The organism is Ottowia cancrivicina (genome assembly GCF_029813755.1).
Lineage (GTDB): Bacteria > Pseudomonadota > Gammaproteobacteria > Burkholderiales > Burkholderiaceae_C > Ottowia > Ottowia massiliensis.
Window position 1 is genome coordinate 1 of the sequence record NZ_JARVII010000040.1, and the last position, 15,906, is coordinate 15,906.

At 65.4% G+C, this 15,906-nt stretch carries 16 protein-coding genes; 5 read left to right on the top strand and 11 right to left on the bottom strand.

The window, feature by feature from the left end:
* From QB898_RS12465 to QB898_RS12475, 3 genes are all read right to left on the bottom strand, one after another.
* On the bottom strand, positions 1-383 hold a 383-nt coding region (locus QB898_RS12465), incomplete at its 3' end, for a histidinol dehydrogenase (protein ID WP_279525211.1).
* A gap of 519 nt (positions 384-902) precedes the next feature.
* Positions 903-2,579 (bottom strand): SulP family inorganic anion transporter, encoded by a 1,677-nt coding sequence (locus QB898_RS12470; RefSeq protein ID WP_346429813.1) that lies wholly within the window; start codon positions 2,577-2,579, stop codon positions 903-905.
* 196 nt (positions 2,580-2,775) lie between these two features.
* Positions 2,776-3,321 (bottom strand): Dps family protein, encoded by a 546-nt coding sequence (locus QB898_RS12475; protein ID WP_279525213.1) that lies wholly within the window; start codon positions 3,319-3,321, stop codon positions 2,776-2,778.
* A 194-nt stretch (positions 3,322-3,515) separates the two neighbouring features.
* Here QB898_RS12475 and QB898_RS12480 point away from each other — a divergent pair, with 194 nt between their 5' ends.
* On the top strand, positions 3,516-4,202 hold the full coding sequence (locus tag QB898_RS12480; RefSeq protein WP_279525214.1) for a DUF2242 domain-containing protein: 687 nt from the start codon (positions 3,516-3,518) through the stop codon (positions 4,200-4,202).
* Between the two features lie 335 nt (positions 4,203-4,537).
* Here QB898_RS12480 and QB898_RS12485 read toward each other — a convergent pair whose 3' ends face one another.
* Positions 4,538-5,200 carry a hypothetical protein gene (locus QB898_RS12485; RefSeq protein WP_279525215.1) on the bottom strand — a complete coding sequence of 221 codons (663 nt, stop codon included), beginning with the start codon at positions 5,198-5,200 and terminating at the stop codon, positions 4,538-4,540.
* 9 nt (positions 5,201-5,209) lie between these two features.
* Positions 5,210-6,565, bottom strand: a complete 1,356-nt coding sequence (locus QB898_RS12490; protein ID WP_279525216.1) for an aminopeptidase P N-terminal domain-containing protein — start codon at positions 6,563-6,565, stop codon at positions 5,210-5,212.
* A gap of 415 nt (positions 6,566-6,980) precedes the next feature.
* On the opposite strand from QB898_RS12490, the gene QB898_RS12495 reads away from it, so the two are divergent.
* Positions 6,981-9,173: a TonB-dependent receptor gene (locus QB898_RS12495; protein ID WP_279525217.1), complete on the top strand. Its 2,193-nt coding sequence runs from the start codon at positions 6,981-6,983 to the stop codon at positions 9,171-9,173.
* Positions 9,174-9,270: 97 nt separating this feature from the next.
* Here the strand turns inward: QB898_RS12495 and phnE (QB898_RS12500) are convergent, their stop codons facing one another.
* The 5 genes from phnE (QB898_RS12500) to QB898_RS12520 form a co-directional block, all read right to left on the bottom strand.
* Positions 9,271-10,089 (bottom strand): phosphonate ABC transporter, permease protein PhnE, encoded by an 819-nt coding sequence (phnE, locus tag QB898_RS12500; protein WP_279525218.1) that lies wholly within the window; start codon positions 10,087-10,089, stop codon positions 9,271-9,273.
* Positions 10,082-10,882, bottom strand: coding sequence for a phosphonate ABC transporter, permease protein PhnE (gene phnE, locus QB898_RS12505; protein ID WP_050715103.1), 801 nt, complete (start codon positions 10,880-10,882; stop codon positions 10,082-10,084). The genes phnE (QB898_RS12500) and phnE (QB898_RS12505) overlap by 8 nt, the downstream gene beginning before the upstream one ends.
* Positions 10,870-11,667, bottom strand: a complete 798-nt coding sequence (phnC, locus tag QB898_RS12510; protein WP_279525219.1) for a phosphonate ABC transporter ATP-binding protein — start codon at positions 11,665-11,667, stop codon at positions 10,870-10,872. The genes phnE (QB898_RS12505) and phnC overlap by 13 nt, the downstream gene beginning before the upstream one ends.
* 182 nt (positions 11,668-11,849) lie before the next feature.
* Positions 11,850-12,869 (bottom strand): phosphate/phosphite/phosphonate ABC transporter substrate-binding protein, encoded by a 1,020-nt coding sequence (gene phnD, locus QB898_RS12515; RefSeq protein WP_279525220.1) that lies wholly within the window; start codon positions 12,867-12,869, stop codon positions 11,850-11,852.
* A gap of 242 nt (positions 12,870-13,111) precedes the next feature.
* Positions 13,112-13,351, bottom strand: a complete 240-nt coding sequence (locus tag QB898_RS12520; RefSeq protein ID WP_279525221.1) for a hypothetical protein — start codon at positions 13,349-13,351, stop codon at positions 13,112-13,114.
* A 56-nt stretch (positions 13,352-13,407) separates the two neighbouring features.
* Between QB898_RS12520 and QB898_RS12525 the strand changes: the two genes are divergently transcribed.
* Together QB898_RS12525 and QB898_RS12530 are read left to right on the top strand one after the other, a co-directional pair.
* Positions 13,408-13,590, top strand: a complete 183-nt coding sequence (locus QB898_RS12525; protein ID WP_102283632.1) for a hypothetical protein — start codon at positions 13,408-13,410, stop codon at positions 13,588-13,590.
* On the top strand, positions 13,584-13,766 hold the full coding sequence (locus QB898_RS12530; protein WP_279525222.1) for a hypothetical protein: 183 nt from the start codon (positions 13,584-13,586) through the stop codon (positions 13,764-13,766). Before QB898_RS12525 ends, QB898_RS12530 begins: the two co-directional genes overlap by 7 nt.
* Positions 13,767-13,929: 163 nt before the next feature.
* Here QB898_RS12530 and QB898_RS13505 read toward each other — a convergent pair whose 3' ends face one another.
* Positions 13,930-14,331 (bottom strand): hypothetical protein, encoded by a 402-nt coding sequence (locus tag QB898_RS13505; protein ID WP_428982826.1) that lies wholly within the window; start codon positions 14,329-14,331, stop codon positions 13,930-13,932.
* On the opposite strand from QB898_RS13505, the gene QB898_RS12540 reads away from it, so the two are divergent.
* A complete protein-coding gene (locus tag QB898_RS12540) occupies positions 14,330-15,625 on the top strand; it encodes a Glu/Leu/Phe/Val family dehydrogenase (protein ID WP_050715107.1) in 1,296 nt (431 codons plus the stop codon). The two genes, QB898_RS13505 and QB898_RS12540, sit on opposite strands and share 2 nt — an antisense overlap.
* Positions 15,626-15,906 lie beyond the last annotated feature (281 nt).

Below are 15,906 nucleotides of genomic sequence, written 5' to 3' on the forward strand. Positions count from 1 at the left end.
TGGCCCAGCAAAGTGCCGTCCTCGTCGCGGTACGAAGCGGTTTCGCCGCCCTGCTTTTTCTGCCACTCGTGATAGCGGCGAATGCGCGCGGCCGCCTGCTCCAGCGCCTGGCGCTGCGCGGCGGGCAGGCTCTCGAAGGCCGCCTGCAAGTCAGCCGCTTGCAGCTCCAGCGCGGCCATGCTGGCGGCGGGCAGCCGGTCAAACCGGGCCGTGAAGGCCAGCACGGCCTCGTCGCCGCGCGCGCGCACTTCGCGCAGGATGTCTTTGACGCGCTGCTCAATCGCCTCGTCCTGCTCGGCGCTCCAGTGCAGGCGTTCGGTGAAGCGCTCCTGGAAATCAGGCTGGGCCGTGGACAAAAACAAAGGCGAGGCAGCAGGTGACATGGCAGGCCGTATGAGGGTGAAAAGCAAAAGGCAATTGTCACACCCGGCCCAGGGAGCGGATTGCGGCCCGCCGCGAAAGGAGCGATGCGAAATAGGCAGAGCCATGAATGGGAGATGCCGGGCAAGGGCGCATTATTTCGCTCTTTTATCCATAGCATTACGTCCTAGTAGAACCTGCGCAGATGGGTATTTATGCCCCTATTTATTTGCTCCTGTTATTGATATGAATGACTGATAAAACCAAGCTGGGCAAACCTGGGCGCGCCATCCGATGGCGGAGGGGGAAAGATGAATGGCGTCAAGGCCGTTGCGAGCGACTTTGGCGCGGCATGTCATAGGCCTTGTCGGCGACAACTGTTTTGCCCGGCAGGAATGCGTCGGCGCCTTTTCCTTTCAAGTCGTGCGCTGCCTGGGCGTGGTTTGCGCCTCGCGCCCATCCTGATCCGCGCTTTTGCCCCTCACAGCCAGGTTCTGAGCAGGGCCTGGGCGAAGGCCACTCTGCATCCGCCTGCCGTTCACTCAAATAGCCAGGGCGGCCAGATCGGGCGGGCCTTGCTCCAGTCTGGCCAGGGCGGCCAGCAGCCGTGCTTCGGTGCGGTAGTGGGCGGCCAGCGGCTTTTCGCCCAGCACGCCCGCCGCGCGCAGCGCCTGCCGCACGGGGCGCTTGCAGCCCACCAGATGCCAGCCTATGCCGTGCGAGCGCGCCTGCACGAGCAAGCGCGTGAGGGTTTCCGCGCCCGTGGCGTCGAGCCGGTTGATGGACTGCGCCAGCAGCACAACGTGCTGCGTGCCCGGGCGCGCGGCCAGCATGGCGTCCACATACTGTTCAAATGAATTGGCGGTGGCGAAGTCCAGCGCTGCGTCCATGCGCAGCGCCAGGGTGTGCGGCGCCAGCAGGGGCAGGCCGTAGGGGTGGCGGTTGCGCAGGCTGCCGTCGGCATGCAGGCCCACTTCCACAATGCGCGGGTGCAGGCGCTGATAGACAAAGCGCGCCAGCGTCATCAGCACGCCGGCCAGCACGCCCCAGTAAAGCGCCGGGGCCGTGGCAATCGTCAGCGCCACCGTCAGCAGCGCCATCACGGCCTCCGCGCGCGAGACGCGCCACAGCCGCCGGTATTCGCGCGGCTTGATCAGGCCCGCCACCGCCGCCACGATGATGGCCGTGAGCACCGCCTGCGGCACATGGCGCAGCACAGGCGTCAGCAGCATGAAAGCCGCCAGCACGGTCAATACCGTGAACACGGCGGCCCAGCCCGTTTGCGCACCCGCGTAAAGGTTGAGCGCCGAACGCGTGAACGACGTGCTGGTGCTGAAGCCCCCTGAAAAAGCCGAAGCCAGCTTGGCCAGCCCCTGGCCGATCAGATCCTGATCGCGCTGCCAGCGCACGCCCTTGCGGGCGTTGTCCACGCGGGCGCTGGCCGCCGTTTCCAGAAAACTCACCAGCCCCAGCACGAACATGGGCAGCACCAGATGCGAGAGGGCCGCCAGGCCCGGCCACTCGGGCAGCGCCAGCGTGGGCAGGCTGCGCGGCAGCTCGCCAATCACCGCGCCGCCGCCAGCCTCAAAGCCCGTCAGCCACGACAGGGCCGACGTCAGCATCAGCAGCGCCAGCACACTGGGAAAAGCAGGCCGCCAGCGCCGCACCAGCAGCAAAGCCGCCAGCGACAGCACGCCATACACCGCCGATGCGCCATGCCAGCCGCGCGCACTCAAACTGCCCCAATCCCAGCCCTCAAGCCCCAGCAAATGAGGCGCTTGCGTGGCAATGATGAGCGCCGCCGTGCCATGCGTAAACGCCATGAGCACCGGCGTGCTCACCAGATTGAGCAGCCAGCCAAAGCGCGCCAGCCCCAGCGCCAGTTGCAGCGCCCCTGCCATGAGCGCCAGCCACACGGCCAGCAACACCCACTGCGCGCTGCCCGGCGCAGCCAGCCCCGTGAGCGAGGCCGACACCAGCAGCGACGACAGCGCCGTCGGCCCCACCGACAGCCGGGTAGATGCGGAAAACAGCGCTCCTGCCAGCGCGGGCAGCAAGCTGGCATACACCCCGGCGGCCGGGGGCATGCCCGCCAGCTGCGCATAGGCCACAGCCTGCGGCAACATCATCATGCCCACGGTCAGGCCCACCAGCGCCTCGCTGCGCAACAGGGCAGGCGTAGGGCGCGGCCAGGCCAGAAAAGGCAGCAAACGTTGCAAGCGGAGTGGGTCAGACGCGGCGCTGGCGCTGGGGCCGGACGCCAGGCCTGCCGCTGGCCCGGCAGGCGGATTGTCTGGAGGGGATGCAGGCGCGGATGACATGGCGGGCCGTATGGTATGGGCGCTTCAGAACCTGTTCGGGGTCTGGCCGTGAGAGGGGCAAAAAGCGCCGCCCCGGCGCCGCGCCAGTCAGCGATTACTGCTCTTCCAATAGCGAGCGCAGCATCCATGCCGTTTGCTCGTGCAGGGCCAGGCGCTGCGTGAGCAAATCGGCTGTCGGCTCGTCGCCCGCCTTGTCGGCCAGCGGGAGCAGATCGCGCGCCGTGCGGGCCACGCCCTCGTGGCCTTCCACCAGGATGCGCACCATCTCCAGGGCCTTGGGCGGATGCGCGGGCGCGTCTTTCAGGCTGGCGAGCTTGCCGAACTGGGCGTAGGAGCCGGGCGCCACATGGCCCAGCGAGCGAATGCGCTCGGCAATCGGATCCACCGCGTTCCACAGTTCCGTGTACTGCGCCATGAACATGTCATGCAGGGAATTGAACAGGGGGCCCGTCACGTTCCAGTGGAAGTTGTGCGTGGTCAGATACAGCGTGTAGGTGTCGGCCAGCAAATGCGACAGGCCGCTGGCGATGGCGGCGCGGTCTTTTTCCGAAATGCCGATATTCACGGCAGGCGCGCCGCCTGCTTTTCTGACGGCCTTGTCTGTGCTGGCCGAAGCGCTCTTGACGGTTTTCTTGACCATGAGAAATCTCCTGGAATGAAGGGGAAAAGAAGAAAGAAAAAGCCCGTTCTGAATAACAGGCATTCTCACTATATCCATCTCCTCTCCACCTCCTGGCAGCGCCTTGCCGCCGCGCCATTCCCAGGTTTCGTTACGGTCTGTTCACCCTGCCGCCTTACCATCGCCGTTCCTGAAAAACTGCACGTGCTTGCCTGATGAAACTCTCTTGCCTGACATGGGGGCGGCGCCTGCCGGGGCGCCTTGCTGGCGTGGCGGCCAGCGCCTGGCTCGTGGCCGGGTGCGCTGGCGTCTCCGGCTCGCCCCCGGCGCTGCTGGACTACCAGCCCGAAGACTTCAGCGCCAACACCCATTCGCATCTGTTCGCCGCCACGCCCCAGCACACCTGCGAGGCTGCGCGGCGCGCCCTGCTCAGCCAGGGCTACGTGCTGGAAGAAGGCAAGGTCGGCAACGCCCAGCAGGTGGTGGGCCGCAAATTCTTCCAGCCAGACGCCAACTACCACGCCCAGCTTGAATTCCGCGTGGTCTGCGCCGCCTTGCAAGACAAAGACGGACAGCCGCAGACCGTGGCCTTCGCCAGCGGCCTGCAAGAGCAATACGGCCTGCGGCGCGTCAAGGACTCCGCCTCGCTGGGCGTGGGCGTGGCCTCGCTGTCGGTGCCGCTGGAAGGCGGGCACGACTCAATGGTCAAGATTTCCAGCCGCACCGTCACCCGCGCCCATCTGTACGAGCAGTTTTTCGATCTCATTGGCCGCTATCTGCCCACCGTGGCCGCTCCCGCGCCAGCCACGGCCATCGCGCCCGCCGCTCCGGCGCAGCCGCCCGCCGCGCCCGAAGTGACCAAGCCAGCCGCCGCCGCTGGCCCGGCGCAAGCCAGCCAGTGATGCGGCGCTGATTGCGCACGTCAGGCGGCATCAAAAAAAAGAGCAAATTTAGAGGCATAAAACACCCGTTCGCGCAAGCTCCACTAGGACGTATTGCTATTTATAAAGGAGCAAGCCCCTGCTGCCAGCCTGCCCACGCCGGTTCACTGCTCCTGCACTTTGCCTCGCGCAGCGGATGGCAGGCGGTTTTTCAGAATCTGTCCACGGGCGCAGAAAGCGCGAACTCAGGCGCTCTGCTGCGTGGCAGGCCCTCGCGGGGTTGCTGGAGCAATCGGCGTCTTGCAACCCATCCCCGATCCGCCTTTTCGCCCTTCATGGCCCCGCTCTAAACAGTCTCAGGCCGCAGGCAGCAGCAGCGCCATGCGGTGCAGGGTTTCGCTGGCTTGTCGGTGGCCGTAGAGAAAGCCGGTGCGCGGCCACCATTGCCGCATTTCGCGCAGCATGGGCTGGCATTGGCCCAGGCTGAAGGGCTGCGGCGCTTGCATCAGGCACAGCACGTTGGGTGCGGGCGGGCGGCGGGCGGCCAGCACAAGGCGGGCCGTGGCGCTGGCTTGCAGGTTTTCAAAGGCGGCCTGCTGGCTGCCGCCTTCACCGTACAGGGCAATGAGGCGGCCTTGCGGCGCTGGGCGGGGCGGCGGCTCGCCAGCGGGTGTGTGCAGTCGGGCCATTTCAGCGACGCTGGCCCAGTCAAAGCCAATGCGGCGTCCCTGCGGCGGCTCTGGCGAGTTGTCCGCCAGCGCGGTCAGCAGCGCCAGCACAGGCTCCAGGTGCTCATGGTGGCCGCACAGGTGCAGCGCCCGCACGCTTTCAATGGGCGAGTGCGGCAGCAGGCAGTCGCTGGGCAGCGATTCGGCCACGCCAATGGCGTGGCTGCGCATGGGGCGCGGGCACAGCAGAAAGGCGGTTTCATGCGGGATGCGGTCGCGCTCGGGCGGCCAGTCGAGTTCCGAAACCAGCAGGACGTTGGGGTTTTCAAGCACGAAGGGCGAGGGGCGCATGGCGGGTCTTCAGCTCATCAGCTCTTCGATTTCGCTGGCCGCCACGGGCACGCCGCGCGTGAGCAGCTCGCAGCCTTCGGCGGTGATGAGCGCGTCGTCTTCAATGCGGATGCCGGTGTTCCAGAATTTTTCCGGCGCGGCGCTGCCAGCGCGCACGTAAAGGCCCGGCTCCACGGTGAGAACCATGCCGGGGCGCAGAACGCGGCTGGGCAGGGCACCATCGGCCTGGCGGGGCGCGCCTGGCTCGGCGTAGCTGCCGCAGTCGTGCACGTCCATGCCCATCCAGTGGCTGGTGCGGTGCATGTAGTAGGGGGCATAGGCGCGGGCGGCCACGGCGTCTTGCACGCTGCCGTGCTGGTTGTGCGTGAGGATGCCCAAGTCGAACAGCCCTTGCGTGAGCGTGCGCACGGCGGCTTCATGCGGCTCATTGAAGCGCGCGCCGGGGCGGGTGGCGTCAATGGCGGCCTGCTGCATGGCCAGCACCACGTCATAGAGCGCGCGCTGCGCGGCCGTGAAGCGCCCGCTGGCGGGAAAGCTGCGGGTGATGTCGCTGGCGTAGCCGTGCAGCTCGCAGCCGGCGTCTATCAGCACCATGTCGCCTGGGCGCACGGGCGCGCTGCCGGCCGGGTAGTGCAGCACGCAGGCGTTGGCGCCGCTGGCGACGATGTTGCCGTAGGCCGGAAATTCGGCCCCGCTTTGGCGGAATTCGTGCAGCAGCTCCGCTTCCAGATGGTGTTCGCGCGTGTCTTGCCCCTGCCGCAGCATGGCGGCGCTGCGCTGCATGGCGCGAATGTGGGCGCGCGCGCTGATGGCGCAGGCGCGGCGGATCAGCTCCAGCTCGTGCGCGTCCTTGATCAGGCGCATTTCGTCCAGCGGGGCGCAGGCGTCATGCAGCTCGGCAGGCGCTGTCACGCCCTGCCGCGCGCGGGTGCGCACCTTGCCCAGCCAGCCCTCCACGCGCGCGGGCAGCCCTTCATGCACGGCAAAGGGAAACCACACGGCGCGGCGGTTTTCCAGCAGCGCGGGCAGGCGCTCGTCCAGCTCGCTGATGGCGTGGGCCTCATCCACGCCCAGCGCGGCGGGCGCGGCTTGCGGGCCTAAGCGGATGCCCGTCCAGATTTCGCGCTCTTCATCCTTGGGCTGGCAAAACAGCACGCTTTGGCCTTCGCCCGTCAGCGCCAGCCAGCTGTCGGGTTCGGCAAAGCCGGTGAGGTAATAAAAGTAGCTGTCGTGCCGGTAGGGAAAGTCGCAATCGCGGTTGCGCAAGCGCTGCGGCGCGGTGGGAATGAGAGCCAGGGCCTCTGGCCCGATGTGCGCGGCCAGGCGGGCGCGGCGGCCGGCGTAAGGAGTGCAAGGAATGCTCATGGGGAACGGCAATGCGTGAAGTTTTGGGGCGGGAGTGTAAGAACCTGTGTGAAGCCCATCCAAGGGCGCGAAAAGCGCCGTCTCGCGAGGGCTTGAGACTCGCTTCCCCAACCCCGTCCGCAGCTCCTCATTGCCAGGCTCTGATGCGGCGGCGCTATCTGCCACGCCGGAAAAAGAAGAAAGAGGTGATTAGCTCTTTATTTCATAGCAAGAGCTCCTAGTGGAATCAGCGTAGAACAGCTTTTTCAGCCACTGGATTTGCTTTTTTTGAACTGACGGAAGCGGGAACGGCGTGATCCCCCTATGGCAGTGAAGCCGTCATAGGCATTGATTTCAAAGACAATAAGAATCGTTTGTATAGTTGCATTTAGATGCCGTTTTTCATCAACACATTGGCGCGCAAAGGAGTTTCGCCATGCTCATCTCATCTCATCTCATCCGGCGGCCTGCCATGCGCGCGGGCCTGATCGCTCTGGCGGCCTTGGGCTGTGTGCAGGCCGTGCAGGCGCAGACGGCGCGTGATGACGGCCAGGCCAGCGGCGGCGCAGCCGCCACTCTGCCAGCGGTGACGGTGCGCGAAAATGCGGCGCTGCGGCCCATGGATCTGCCGCCCGCGCATGCCGGCCGGCAGGTGGCCAGCGGCACGCGGCTGGGGCTGCTGGGTAGCCGCGAGGTGATGGAAACGCCCTTTTCCACCATCAGCTACACCAGCGAACACGTGCAAAACATCCAGGCACACGGGCTGGCAGACGTTGTCAGCCGCACAGACCCGGCGGTGTTCAACAACGGCGCGACAGGGATGCTGCTTGAGAGCATGAGCATTCGCGGCTTCAACGTGGCGCACCGCGACATGGCCCTGGGCGGGCTGTATGGGCTGACGCCCTTTTACCGCGTGACGCCGGAGATGTTCGAGCGCGTGGAAGTCCACAAAGGGCCTTCGGCGCTGCTGGGCGGCATGCCGCCGGGCGGCTCGGTGGGCGGCGCGGTCAATCTCGTGCCCAAGCGTGCGGGTAGCAAACCGCTGACGCAGCTGACGGGCGCGTTCATGAACGAGGGCCAATGGGGCCTGCATGCCGACGTGGGGCGGCGCTTTGGCCCGCAGCAGGAATGGGGCGTGCGCTTCAACGCCGTCTGGCGCGACGGCAAAGGCCCCGTCAGGCCGCAAAAGCTGGGCGCGCAGCTGGCGGCCCTGGGGCTGGACTGGCGGGGGGCGCGGGCGCGCTTTTCGGCTGATTTGTTCGAGTCGCGCGACAGCCTGGATGGCGTGAACCGGGGCATCAGCCTGGCGCCGGGCGTGCCGCTGCCGCGCGCGCCCAACCCGCGCACGCTGCTGGCGCCAGACTGGACTTTTGGCAAGTCCAAAGACAGGGCCGTGATCCTGCGCGGCGAGTGGGACGTGACGCCAAACGTCACCCTGTGGGCCAATGCCGGGCAGGGCAAGTTTGATTTCGACTCCATCGCCAGCTCCGTCTATAGGGTGGCCGACACGCAGGGCACGTTCATCAACGACTTCGCCCACCAGCGTGACCAGCGCGACCGGCGTGCGGCCAGCGCGGGGCTGCACGCGCGCTTTGCCACGGGCAGCGTGGCGCACCAGCTGGCGGCCAGCTTTGACTGGCAGCACGAGCAGCGCAAGTTCGGCTTTCTGCTGCGCATGCTCTCCGCGCCGTGGGTCACCAACCTCTATCGCCCCGCATGGGGGCCTGCGGTCAGCCGCGCCTTCAGCAATGCGGCGCTGCCGCCGTCGGGCAACTCGCGCCTGTCCGGCTTTGCCGTGGCCGACACGCTCTCATTTGCCGATGGCCGCGTGCAGCTCACCGTGGGCGCGCGCCGCCAGAAGGTCAGCAGCGCCAGCAGCTCATGGTTCAACCCGGCCGCGCCGTGGACGTTCTACAAATCCAGCGCCACCTCGCCCGCCGTGGCCGTGCTGCTCAAGGCCAGCGAACAGGTGTCGGTGTACGCCAACTACATCGAAGGCTTGAGCGAAGGCCAAAGCGCCCCGCTGGGCACGGCCAATGCGGGGCAATTGTTCGCCCCCTACAAGACCAAACAGCACGAAATCGGCGTAAAACTGGCGCAAGGCGATCTGACGCACACCGTGGCGCTGTTTCAAATCAAACAGCCCAGCGCCTGGACCGACCCCGTGACCAACCGCTTCGCGGCCGACGGCCGCCAGCGCAATCGCGGCCTGGAGTGGAGCGTGACCGGCCAGCTGCGGGCGGGCCTGCGCGTGCTGGGCGGCGCCAGCTGGACGCAGGCCACCCTCACGCGCACCGCTGGCGGCGTGAACCAGGGCAAACAGGCCGTGGCCACGCCGCGCCGGCAAGCCAAGCTGGGGCTGGAGTGGGATGCGCTGCCGGGCCTGACGCTGGCGGGCAACCTGCGCAGCGCCTCGCGCCAGTACATCGACGCGGCCAACACGCTGCACACGCCGGGCCGCACCGTGCTTGATTTGGGCGCGCGCTACGTGCTCCCCACGGCAGGCCGCCGCATCACCCTGCGCGCCGCTATGCAAAACGTGACGAACAAGGCTTACTGGGCCGGCCAGCTCTACTCCGGCCTGGGCGCGCCGCGCACCGTGCTGCTGAGCGCGACGGTGGATTTTTGAAAGCCTGTTTGTAATCTGCCCGTTCGCGCTTTGCGGCCCATCCTGCCTCCGCGCTTTTGCCTTTACGGCCAGACTCTCCAGACTCTGAACATGGCTCTCAAATCACCCGCTTGCGCACCCACAGCACCAGCACTTCGGCGGCGATGACGACGGCGAAGATGGTGATGAGCACCAGCGCCACGCGGTCCCAGTAAAAGAGGTCGATGGCGGTGTTCAGCGCCACGCCGATGCCGCCTGCGCCCACCAGGCCGAGCACGCCCGATTCGCGCACGTTGATGTCCCAGCGCAGCAGCGCCACCGACCAGAAAGAGGGCTTGATGTGCGGCCAGTAGCCGTACCAGATTTGCGCAAAGCGCGTGGCGCCTGCGGCCTGCAAGGCTTCAATGGGGCCGCGCGGGGCCTGCTCCAGCGCCTCGCCCACGAGCTTGCCCACAAAGCCTACCGAGCGCAGCGCAATGGCCAGCATGCCCGCCAGCGGGCCGGGGCCGAAGATGGCCACGAACAGCAGCGCCCACACCAGCGAATTGACCGAGCGGCTGGCCACCAGCAGCACACGCGCCACGAAGTTGAGCAGGCGGTTGGGCGTGACATTGCCCGCCACCATCACGCCCAGCGGCAGCGCCAGCGCCAGTGACAGCAGCGTGCCCAGCGTGGCCATGTGCAATGTTTCCAGCAGGGCGCTGCCCACGGCTTGCCCGAAGTAGCTCCAGTCCACGGGCCACATGCGCCGGAGCATGTCGCCCATTTGCTCGGGCGCGTCGTAGAGGAATTCGGGAATGACTTCCACCGTGCGCGCGGCCTGCACGATGGCGGCCATGATGAAAAGGCCCAGCGCGTAGCGCAGCAGGCGCTGGCCCATGCTGCGCCGCTGCCAGGTTTGCGGCGCGGCGGCTGGCGTTGCGGCAGGTTCAGACATCGAGCGCCTTTCGCACGGCGTTTACCGCCACTTCACCCAGCACGATGATGGCGATGACCGTCGCCAAAATGGTGCAGACAAAACCGTATTCGTAGCGCAGAAAGGCCGAAAACAGCGCCCCGCCGATGCCGCCCGCGCCGACGATGCCCACCATCGTTGAATTGCGCAGGTTGGAATCGAGCTGATACGTGGCAAAGCCCACAAAGCGCGTTGTCACTTGCGGCAGCACGCCAAACAGCACCACGTTGGCAAACGAAGCGCCCGTGGCGCGGATGGCCTCGATGGGCTTGGGTGAAATCTCTTCGATGGCATCGGCAAACAGCTTGCCCACAAAGCCCACCGTGGCCACCACCAGCGCCAGAATGCCCGCCAGCGGCCCGAAGCCCACGGCCTTGACGAACAAGATGGCGCTGATCACCGGGTGCAGCGCGCGGCAGGCCGCAATCAGCGTTCTGCCGGCCAGCCGCAGCGGCGCGGGCGAGAGGTTGGCCGCCGCCATCAGCCCCACCGGCAGGCTCAGCGCCAGCCCGGCGGCGGTGGCCAGCACGGCAATTTGCAGCGTTTCCTTGATGCCTTGCCACAGCTCGTCCATCTTGCCCAGCTCGGGCGGGAACATGCTGGCCAGAAATTTCGCGCCTTGCCGCCAGCCGTCGGCCAGCCGCTCGCCCGATACGCCCATGTGCGCCAGGCTCCAGGCGCAGTAGGCGGCGGTGATGAGCAGCAGGGCCTTTTGCCCCGCGCTCCAGGAAAAGGGGCGGCGCGCGGCCCGTGCAGCCTGGTTCAGTTCAGCCATGCGCGGCCCCCGTAAATCGTGTTCAGGTGCTCGTCCGTCAGCTCGCCCGGCGCGCCGTCAAACACCACGTGCCCGCCGGTCATGCCGATGATGCGGCTGGAGTAGCGGCGCGCCAGCTCCACGTCGTGAATGTTCACCATCACCGGAATGCCGCGCCGCACGCCCTGCTCGTGCAGCAGCTGGATGATTTCGACGGAGGTTTTGGGGTCGAGCGACGAAGTCGGCTCATCGGCCAGCAGCAGCGCGGGCTGCTGCATGAGCGCGCGCGCAATGCCCACGCGCTGGCGCTGGCCGCCGCTCAGGGCATCGGCGCGCTGGCTGGCGAAAGTGGCCAGGCCCACCACTTGCAGCAGCTCGAAGGCTTGCTGAATGTCGGCCTCGTCGAACTTGCGCCGCCAGGCGCGCCAGGCCGAGAGGTAGCCCAGGCGGCCGGTGAGCACGTTTTCCATCACCGTCAGGCGCTCCACCAGGTTGTATTCCTGAAACACCATGCCGATGCGCCGCCGCGCGCGCCGCAAATCGGCGCCCTTGAGCTGCGCCATGTCCACGGCCTGCCCGTCCGCTTGCAGCATGATTTTTCCCGACGTGGGGTCCACCAGCCGGTTGATGCAGCGAATCAGCGTGGATTTGCCCGTGCCCGAAGGGCCGATGATGCTGGTCAGCCCCGTGCCCTGCACGGCAAAGCTGATGGACTTGAGAACCGGCTGGCCGGGGCGGTATTGCTTGACGAGCTGCTCAATGCGCAGCGCGCCGCATGAAGATGGCGTAAGAGTCTGTCCGGTCATTGCAGACGCGATAAAAAAAACGGCCCAGAGGCGGCAGCACGCACTGCGGGCATCAAAAAAAAGAGCGAATTCAGGCGGGTAGAAATGCCGCCTCGCGCAGTTTCCACTAGGACATCACGCTATCAAGAAAATAGCGAGAATCCATGAAAAAGCCCGCCTGGGCGGGCTGTTGATCAGCCGCGTTACTTGCGGGCCGATTGGTTGTACGCATCGCGCGTGAACTTCTCGCCTGCCGCTTCGGCCACCGTGCGCACCAGCTCCCAGTCTTTCTGGTAGGAGATGGGCAAGAAGCGGTCGCCGCCCAGGCCCTTGGCCATTTCGGCCGGCGCGCGGTAGGCGAAAAAGCATTGCTTGATCTTTTCCTGCAATTCGGGCTTGAGGTTGTAGGCGTAGGCGTAGGCGTCGGTCGGGAACATTTCGCTGGTGTAGAGCACGCGGAAATCATCCTTGCCCACGATGCCCCGGTCGGTCATGTGCTCCAGCACGTCGCTGGCAACGGGGGCGGCGTCGTAATCGCCCGTTTTCACGCCCAGGATGGACTGGTCATGCTTGCCGGAATAAACCACCTTGTAGTCCGCATCGGGCGTGAGGCCAATCTTGGGAAAGAGCGCGCGCGGGGCCATGTTGCCCGAGTTCGACGACGGCGAGGTGTGCGCAATGCGCTTGCCCTTGAGGTCTTGCAGCTTCTGGTAGGGGCTGTCTTTGCGGACGATCATTTTCAGATACATGCCCACGGGGCCTTGCTCGTTGCCGCGAATGGCAAAAGGCACCGCGCCCGCCAGATTGACGGCGTAATTCACCGGCCCCGGCGAAAAGGCGGCCACATGCAGGCGGCCCGAGCGCATGGCTTCAATCTGCGCGGCGTTGGACTGCACGGGGAAAAACACGACCTTCTTGCCCACGCACTGCGCCAAATCAGCCATGAAGGGGCGCAGCAGCTTTTCGTACACCGCCGGGTCTTCCACCGGCGTGAAGGCAAACACCAGCGTGCCGGGGTCCTTGAGCTGGCGCGCATCAGTGGGCGTGTCGGCCACCAGGTCTTTGTTGGCGTCGCAGTACTGCGCATCCAGATCGCCCCGGTGCGGGCAGGCATCGGCGGCATGGGCGGGGGCCAGCGCGGCCAGGCCGCAAAGGGCGGCCAGCGCGGCCGCGCAAGAAGAAGCAAGGGAAAAAGCCCGGGGCTTGAAAGCAGTCAGGTTCATTCGGAAAAAACCGGGAAAAGAAAAAGGGCGTGACTATAGGCCAGCGCATGAAACAGCGCATGAAGCATGCGTACACAGCGGCGGGCCGCCATGCCGGATGAAAGCCGGTTTCAGGGCATATATCCAATGAAAGGAAAATATTTTCATGTTTTCCTGCATAGAATATTCATTCCATTTTCATGGAATGCCATTGAAAATCAAATAAATCAATATGGAACGCGATTTTATTTGATTTTTGAAAATCAGGCGCATTGATGCTTGATATTTGAATGGCATTTGGTTTTTCCTGTTTTCAAACCTGCATCAGGAAGACTGACTTCATGGCGCCTTTTGCCCTCGCCCGCACCCGTCCCTCGCCCTTGCGGCCCGCCCACGCGTAAGCCCAGGCACAAGCCAAAACGCAGCAGCAGACGCAGCAACGGGCGCAGCAACAAACGCAACAGCAGCCCCAGCCTCAGCCCCAAACGCAGGCTGAAGAACAAGCCACCCCGCCGGGCAAATCAACCTCACGCGCAAGCGCCCGCAAGATGCGCCGCACGTGCTGGGCGAAGCGGCGCTGGGTTCATGGGAGCAGCGCCGCGCCACCGTGGACGTGAACCGCTGCCTGCTGGCCGATGGCAGCCTGGGCGTGCGCCTGATTGCCAGCCAGGCCAATCGCGAATATTTCTTCCGCACCGCGCACCGCAAAAACACCACGCTCTACGGTGTGGCCGAGTGGTAGGCGGCGCGTGGCGGCTGGGCGGCCGCGTGCCCGCCGCCCGCGTGAGCCAGGGCGGCTACGCCATCTGGGACGCCATGCTGGCCTGGCAGCCCAACCCGCGACAGATGCGCACACAAACACAAAAAAAGGAGCGAAAAAACAGACGCCAAAAACCCGTCTTGCGCACCCTCTACTAGGACATCATGCTATGAATAGAGGAGCAAAATAAGCCGCGCATGCAGTCAGCGCCAGCAGGGCGCAGACTGCGGTCACCGAGTCATCTGGCGCGATGCCCAGCGCACAGTGCCGGGCTTGGCGGCACCCAGCAAGCGAAACAGCGCGAAAACCACGGCGTGTGAATCAGGCTGGCTCTGTCTTCGCGATGTCACCGCGCAAGCCCGCCCTCCCGGCGGCAGCGTCAAAAGGCGCTGGCTGTGCCGGAGCGCAGCAAGCACAGCCAGGGCTGCCTGCAAAGCCTGCTGCGCGATTGCGGCCACGCAGGTCAGTGCACAGGGCGTCAAAAACATCCTTGGCGAGCATGTGACGGTGCAGATAGCCAGGAGAGGCGAACTTCACGCATTCAAGGTGAAACCCAAGCGCTGAATCGTTGAGCTCTGCTTGGTCTGGCTGAAAATTTCTGGCTCTCTTGATCAAAGGCCTTTGAACAGGCTCCGAGCAAAGCAGGGCGCAGGAAAGCGCAAGACGCTGTTGCAAACCGTTAAGCTTCAAGCTCTTTTGTTTTTCATTTCGGGAAGTTCGCATGACATCCAGCCAAACCGCCACTCATGCCTTGCCTTCGTACCTCAATCCGGAGCGTCTGGGGCCGTGGGGCATTTACCTCACGCAAGTCGATCGCGTCACGCCTTATCTGGGTCCCTTGTCCAAATGGGTGGAAACGCTCAAGCGCCCCAAGCGCGCGCTGGTGGTGGATGTGCCCATCCAGATGGATGACGGCAGCATCGCCCACTTCGAGGGCTACCGCGTGCAGCACAACACCAGCCGCGGCCCCGGCAAGGGCGGCGTGCGCTTTCACCAGGACGTGACGCTGTCGGAAGTGATGGCGCTGTCGGCCTGGATGTCCATCAAGAACGCCGCCGTCGGCGTGCCCTATGGCGGCGCCAAGGGCGGCATCCGCGTCGATCCGCGCAAGCTCTCGCAAGGCGAGCTGGAGCGCCTCACGCGCCGCTACACCAGCGAAATCGGCATCATCATCGGCCCGACCAAGGACATTCCCGCGCCTGATGTGAACACCAACGAAAAAATCATGGCCTGGATGATGGACACCTACTCCGTCAATCTGGGCGAAACCGCCACCGGCGTGGTCACTGGCAAGCCCATTTCGCTGGGCGGCTCGCTGGGCCGGCGCGAAGCCACGGGCCGGGGCGTGTTCACCGTGGGCGTGGAAGCTGCCCAGCGTCTGGGCCTGAGCGTGCCCGGCGCGCGCGTGGCCGTGCAAGGCTTTGGCAACGTGGGCGGCATTGCGGCCAAGCTGTTTGCCGAAGCGGGCGCGCTCATCGTGGCCGTGCAAGACCACGGCGGCAGCATCGCCAATGCCAAGGGGCTGGATGTGCCCGCCCTGCTCGCGCACGTGGCGCAAACCGGCAGCGTCGCGGGCTTCAAAGGCGCTGAAGCCATGGATGCCGCCGATTTCTGGGCCACCCCTTGCGACATCCTCATTCCCGCCGCGCTGGAAGGCCAGATTACCGCCGCCAACGCCGGGCAAATCAAGGCCAAACTGATTGTGGAAGGCGCCAACGGCCCCACGGTACCGGCCGGCGACGACATCCTGAAAGACAAGGGCGTGCTTGTCGTGCCCGACGTCATTGCCAATGCAGGCGGCGTCACGGTCAGCTACTTTGAATGGGTGCAGGACTTCTCCAGCTTCTTCTGGACGGAAACCGAAATCAATGAACGCCTGGTGCGCATCATGAAAGAAGCCTTCACCAGCGTGTGGGACGTGGCCCAGCAGCACAAAGTCACGCTGCGCACGGCCGCCTACATCGTGGCCTGCACGCGCATCCTGCAAGCGCGCGATCTGCGCGGCCTCTACCCCTGAAGCGCAGCCGGCGCATCGCACGCCAATAACGAAAAACGGGGCGGCAACATCCGCCCCGTTTTTCATTTCAGCCAGGCGTCCGAACGCTCAATCGCTCAAGTGCCTTGGCGCAGCCTGAATGGGCTGTCATGAATGCCGGAAGCGACTTTGGAGGCCTGTTTGCGATCTGCCCGCGCGAGGTCAAGTCACTCACCGCGAAACGCCGGAACAGAAAAGAAAAAGCGGCCTCAAGGGCCGCTTTTCTCATCAAACGCGCCTGTCCCTATTCAAAAAAAAAAAAA